At 71.0% G+C, this 6,000-nt stretch carries 3 protein-coding genes; 2 read left to right on the top strand and 1 reads right to left on the bottom strand.

Annotated elements, in window-relative coordinates; translation table 11 throughout:
* Positions 1-45: 45 nt before the first annotated feature.
* Positions 46-2,691, top strand: coding sequence for an alanine--tRNA ligase (gene alaS, locus EF918_RS00960; RefSeq protein WP_125638970.1), 2,646 nt, complete (start codon positions 46-48; stop codon positions 2,689-2,691).
* 239 nt (positions 2,692-2,930) lie between these two features.
* Positions 2,931-4,025, top strand: a complete 1,095-nt coding sequence (locus EF918_RS00955; RefSeq protein ID WP_125638967.1) for a HoxN/HupN/NixA family nickel/cobalt transporter — start codon at positions 2,931-2,933, stop codon at positions 4,023-4,025.
* Positions 4,026-4,122: 97 nt separating this feature from the next.
* Here the strand turns inward: EF918_RS00955 and EF918_RS00950 are convergent, their stop codons facing one another.
* Entirely contained in the window at positions 4,123-5,859 is a 1,737-nt protein-coding gene (locus EF918_RS00950) for an amidase (RefSeq protein ID WP_125638964.1), read from the bottom strand.
* Positions 5,860-6,000: the final 141 nt, after the last annotated feature.

Here is a 6,000-nt window from a genome sequence, read left to right as displayed (position 1 = left end):
GCCGCCCCCCGCCCCATCTGACCCGAGCAACGGAGCAACCCGACCTTGCGTACCGCCGACATCCGCAGCCGCTTCCTGGACTTCTTCGCCGAACGCGGGCACACCGTCGTCCCCAGCGCGCCCCTGCCCACCCCGGACCCGACGCTGCTGTTCGTCAACGCCGGAATGGTGCCGTTCAAGCCGTACTTCACGGGCGAGGCCGCCCCGCTGTGGGAGCGGGCCACCAGCGTGCAGAAGTGCGTGCGGACGCTGGACATCGAGGAGGTCGGCAAGACCACCCGGCACGGCTCCTTCTTCCAGATGAACGGCAACTTCTCCTTCGGGGACTACTTCAAGGAAGAGGCCATCGCCTACGCCTGGGAGCTGTCGACGGCGTCCCAGGCGAACGGCGGTTACGGCCTCGACCCGGACAGGATCTGGGTCACCGTCCACCACTCCGACAGCGAATCCCGCGCTATCTGGCGCAAGACCGCGGGCCTGCCCGACGAGCGGATCGTGGCCCGCGGCGACGAGGACAACTTCTGGTCCATGGGCGTCCCCGGCCCCTGCGGACCCTGCTCCGAGCTGTACTACGACCGCGGCCCCGCCCTCGGCCGCGAGGGGGGACCCGCGGTCGACGAGGACCGGTACATGGAGTTCTGGAACCTCGTCTTCATGCAGTACGAGCGCGGCGACGGCCCCGGCAAGTCCGGCTACCCGATCCTGGGCGAGCTCCCCCGCCGCAACATCGACACCGGCATGGGCCTGGAGCGCATGGCCACCCTCCTCCAGGGCAAGGACAACCTCTACGAGATCGACGAGACCCGCCCCGTCCTCGACCATGCAGCGGCCCTCGCCGGCGTCCGGTACGGGGCCGACGCGCAGTCCGACGTACGGCTCCGCGTCGTAGCCGACCACGTCCGTACGGCGCTGATGCTCCTCGGGGACGGCACGGCTCCCGGCAACGAGGGCCGCGGCTACGTCCTGCGCCGCATCCTGCGCCGCGCCGTCCGCTCCATGCGCCAGCTCGGCTACCAGGACCCGGCCCTGCGCGAGCTGCTCCCGGTGGCCCGCGACTGCATGGCCCCCAGCTACCCCGAGATCACCGAAGCGTTCCCCCGGATCACCGACCAGGCGTACGGCGAGGAGGACACCTTCCGCGCTACCCTCAAGCAGGGCACCACCGTCCTCGACACCGCCATCACCAAGGTGAAGGCGGAGGGCGGGCGTTCATTGCCGGGCGCGCAGGCGTTCCTGCTGCACGACACCTACGGCTTCCCCATCGACCTCACTCTGGAGATGGCCGCCGAACAGGGCGTCGAGGTCGACCGCGAAGGCTTCACCGCGCTGATGAACGCCCAGCGGGAGCGGGCCCGCGCGGACGCCCGCGTCCGCAAGTCCGGCGGCGCCGTCGACACCACGGCTCTGCGCTCCGTCCTGGACGCGAACGGGCCGACCGACTGGCTGGCCTGGGAGACCCTGACCACCGAGTCCCGCGTCCTCGCGGTCCTCGGGGCCGAGGGCGCGGTACCCGTGGCCCGGACCGGGGAGATCGTCACCGTCGTCCTCGACCGTTCCCCCTTCTACGCCGAGTCCGGCGGCCAGGACAGTGACGCGGGCGTCCTCTCCGGCGCCTCCGTCGAGGCCGAAGTGCTGGACGTCCAGCGCCCCCTGCCGGGTCTCGTCGCTCACCAGGTACGGATCACTGCGGGCGAGCTCGCGACCGGCGACGCCGTGCACGCGGCCGTCGACCCGGAATGGCGGCTCGGCGCCCGCCAGGCCCACTCCGGCACCCACGTCCTGCACGCCGCCCTGCGCGAGGTCCTCGGCCCCACCGCCCTCCAGGCCGGCTCCTACAATCGCCCCGGCTACCTCCGGCTCGACTTCCCCTGGCGCGGCGGCCTCTCGACGACGGTGCGCAGTGAGGTCGAGGAAGCGGCGAACCGGGCGCTGCGTCGTGACCTGCCCGTTGGCGTGCAGTGGATGACGCTTCCCGAGGCGAAGGAGCTGGGCGCGCTCGCCCTGTTCGACGAGACGTACGGGGAGAAGGTCCGCGTCGTCGAGATCGGCGGGGCCTGGTCGCGGGAACTATGCGGCGGCACCCACGTCGAGCACGCCTCCCAGATCGGCACGGTCGCCCTGACCTCGGAGGGCTCGGTCGGCGCGGGCATGCGCCGCCTGGAGGCCGCCGTCGGCGTCGAGGGCTTCGCCTACCTGGCCCGCGAACGCGACCTCGTCGCCCGGATCGCCGAACAGCTCGGCGCCCCGCGCGCCGAGCTGCCCGAGAAGATCGCGGGGCTGCTGGACCGTCTCAAGGCAGCGGACCGCGAGAACGCCCGCCTCAAGCAGCAGGTCACCACCGCCCGTGCCGCCGAACTGGCCGGGAACGCGGTGGACGCGACCGGCGTCCAAGTGGTCGTCACCACTGCCGAGGGCGGAGCCGAAGAGGCCCGCGCCCTGGCGACGGCCGTACGGGACCGCCTCCCGGTCGCCACGCCCGGTGCCGTCGGCGTCGGTACCGCGGCCGGGGTGGTCGTCGTGGCGCTGAACAAGGCCGCGCGCGAGGCAGGCCTGAACGCCGCCGCGCTGGTCAAGCAACTCCTCGGCGGACGCGGCGGTGGCTCCCCGGAGCTGGCCCAGGGCGGCGGCCTGGCCGCCGACCGCCTCGCAGACACGCTGGCTGAACTGCCCCGGCTCGTCGGCAGCCGCTGACCCGCTCTCCGGGGAGGGTGTGGCCGAATGCCACGCTCTCCCCACGGCGGTGTAAAACTTCCACCAGCTGCCGGCCAGCCTTCGGTCACACCGGTTCCATTCTCTTCCTGCGCACATGTTGCAAGAGCATCCTCTTCGCGTTAGAGGTGTAACGCGACCGAGAGAAGACACCCATGACCGCCGGTACCCCTGTCCCACCAGCGCATTCTCGCTCCCGATGGCAACGCTTCACCGGGTCCATGACCCGGGCGGAGTGGAGGCGGGTGGCCGGGATGACGGCGTTCATCGCCGCTCTCCACGTCATCGGCTGGTTCACCCTCGTCGCGATCGTCACCCCCGAGCACTACAGCCTGGGCGAGAAGACCTTCGGGATCGGGATCGGCGTCACCGCATACACCCTGGGCATGCGGCACGCCTTCGACGCCGACCACATCGCCGCGATCGACAACACCACCCGCAAGCTCATGCACGAGGGCGAGCGCCCCCTGTCGGTCGGCTTCTGGTTCTCCCTCGGGCACTCCACCATCGTCTTCGCCCTCGCCGTCCTGCTCTCCCTCGGCATCAAGGCCCTCGCCGGCCCCGTCGAGGACGACGGCTCCCAGCTCCACAACATCACCGGCTGGATCGGGACGACGGTCTCAGGCGTCTTCCTCTACGCCATCGCGATCATCAACCTGGTCATCCTCGCGGGGATCTGGAAGGTGTTCCGCGAGATGCGCTCCGGGCACTTCGACGAGGCCGCGCTGGAGGAGCAGCTGAACAACCGAGGGTTCCTGAACCGGATCCTGGGCCGGCTGATGCAGTCGATCACCAAGCCCTGGCAGATGTACCCGCTCGGGATGCTCTTCGGCCTCGGCTTCGACACCGCCACGGAGATCGCCCTGCTGGTCCTGGCCGGAACAGGCGCGGCCTCCGGGCTGCCCTGGTACGCGATCCTCTGCCTGCCGGTCCTCTTCGCGGCGGGCATGTCGCTACTGGACACCATCGACGGCTCGTTCATGAACTTCGCCTACGGCTGGGCCTTCTCCAAGCCGGTGCGCAAGGTCTACTACAACCTCACCATCACCGGCCTGTCGGTGGCCGTGGCCCTGATCATCGGCACGATCGAACTGCTGGGCCTGGTCGGCGAGAAGCTCGACCTGCACGGCCCGTTCTGGGACTGGGTCGGCGGCCTCGATCTCAACCTGGTCGGCTACCTGATCGTCGGGCTTTTCATCGCCACCTGGATCGTCGCGTTCGCCGTCTGGAGGTTCGGTCGCATCGAGGAGAAGTGGACTGCGAACCTCCAGCCCGCGCACGGGGGAGGCGAGGCGGGGACAGGCCCGCAGCCGTGACCCCACCGCGGGGCTGGGCCCCTTCCCTGTGGACGGGGAAGGGGCCCCAGCCGGGCTCCACGGGCTGACGTGGTCAGCCCGGAGGCTCTCGGTCGGGTCACTCCGCTGGCAGGCGGGGCGTGCGCGGCGGCTCGGTGCGGCGGCTGCCGGTCTTCTCGAAGGCTGCGGCGAAGGTGAGGAGCGCGTTGTCGTCGTAGGCGCGGCCCGCGAAGGTCAGCCCGACGGGCATGCCGGTGTCGGTCATGGTGCCCATAGGTACGGTCACGGTCGGGATGCCGAGGTGGCGGGGGACGAGGTTGCCGTTGGCGACCCAGACGCCGTTGCGCCAGCCGAGGTCGGCGGACTCCGTGCTGACGTCCATGTCCGCGGGGCCCACGTCGGCGACCGCGGGGAAGACCACCGCGTCCAGTCCCAGTCCGTCCATCCACAGTTCGAGGTCGACGCGGCGCGTTTCCTCGAGTCCGCGCAGCCCCTGCTCCAGGTGCGGCATGTCGGTGAGGGAGGCGTACGGGCGCTCGCGCACGAAGCGCGGGTAGTCGCCGATCGTGTCGTCGAAGCCGTCGTAGCGGTCGGGCAGTTCACCGTTCTGCTTGGGCCAGATGCGGGTGCCGTCGACGTCGGCCAGGGTGGAGAGCGCCGGGTCGCCGTTGGCGCGCAGGAAGTCGTCCCAGGCCCAGGCTGACAGGTCTTCGATCTCGAAGGTGAGGTAGTCGCGGCCGACCAGTCCGCGGGTGAAAAGCGAGGGCGCGCCGGGGCGGTCGGACTCGTAGTTGGAGACCACGGGGAAGTCGACCTCGACGACCTCGGCGCCGGCGGCCACCAGGTCGCGGCGGGCTGCTTCCCACAGGGCGATCACCGAGGGACGCGTGTCGATGCGCTGTCCGGTCTGGCCGCCGATGCCTCCGTCGGGGTTCGTGCCGGCGGCGGGGTCGGCGTTGATGTACATCCGGGGCACGCCGACACGCTTGCCGGCGAGCGCCTCGGATGCCGCCCCGGCGTCGGTGGGCGCGAGGTCTGGGTAGGAGGCGGGTCGTACCTGCGACGGTGAGGGCAGCTGCACCCAGGGCTGGGCGCGCCACAGGTCCCCGCGCGTGTGCGGGTCGTCGGCGACGATGACGTCGAGCAGTTCGAGCAGGTCGGCCATGGTGCGGGTGTGCGGGACCACGACGTCCATGGTCGGTACGAGCGGCCAGTTGCCGCGGACCGAGATCACGCCGCGGCTGGGCGTGTAGGCGCACAGCGCGTTGTTCGACGCGGGAGCGCGGCCCGAGGACCAGGTCTCCTCGCCGAGGCCGAACGCGCCGAAGGACGCCGCCGTCGCGGTGCCGGAGCCGTTGGAGGAGCCGGAGCCGTAGGCGCTGGTGAGCCAGTCGGCGCTGTACGGGCTTTCCGCGCGGCCGTACACGCCGCGCTGCATGCCGCCGTTCGCCATCGGCGGCATGTTGGTCAGGCCTATGAGGACGGCCCCGCCCGCGCGCAGGCGTTCGATGGCGAAGGCGTCGCGCTGGGCGACGAGGTGCTCGAAGGCCGGGGAGCCGGACGCGGCCGTGAGCCCCTCGGCGAGGTAGCTGTCCTTGGCGGTGTAGGGGATACCGTCCAGCGGGCCGAGGGTCTCGCCGCGGGCGCGGCGGGCGTCGGAGGCCTCCGCTTCCGCCCGGGCGTCGGGGTTCATCACGACCATCGCGTTCAGAGCGGTGGCCGTGCCGAGCCGGTCGTACGCGTCGATCCGAGCGAGATAGGCGTCGAGCAGGCCGACCGAGGTCGTCTCGCCCTTCTCCAGCGCTGCGCGCAGGTGGGCGATACAGGTCTCCACGACATCGAATCCGCGCGTCATGAGGGGTCTCCTGGGTGGTGGGTCGTACGGGTAGGCCGTCGGCCGCGGGGGCGGGCATGTGGATGGACGGGTGTGCACCGTCCTACCTGACTAGATTTTCAGTCTAGATTAAGAATCTAGATCGCCGGAACCTAGACTTGG

Source organism: Streptomyces sp. WAC06614 (assembly GCF_003949795.1).
Classification (GTDB): Bacteria; Actinomycetota; Actinomycetes; order Streptomycetales; family Streptomycetaceae; genus Streptomyces.
The sequence above is the reverse complement of the archived record's forward strand: the minus strand, read 5'-3'. Positions and strand labels throughout refer to the sequence as shown.

Excerpts from the sequence above, each read along its gene's own strand:
- EF918_RS00955 (WP_125638967.1), top strand. The coding sequence starts at position 2,931 with ATGACCCGGGCGGAGTGGAGGCGGGTGGCCGGGATGACGGCGTTCATC.
- EF918_RS00950 (WP_125638964.1), bottom strand. The coding sequence starts at position 5,859 with ATGACGCGCGGATTCGATGTCGTGGAGACCTGTATCGCCCACCTGCGC.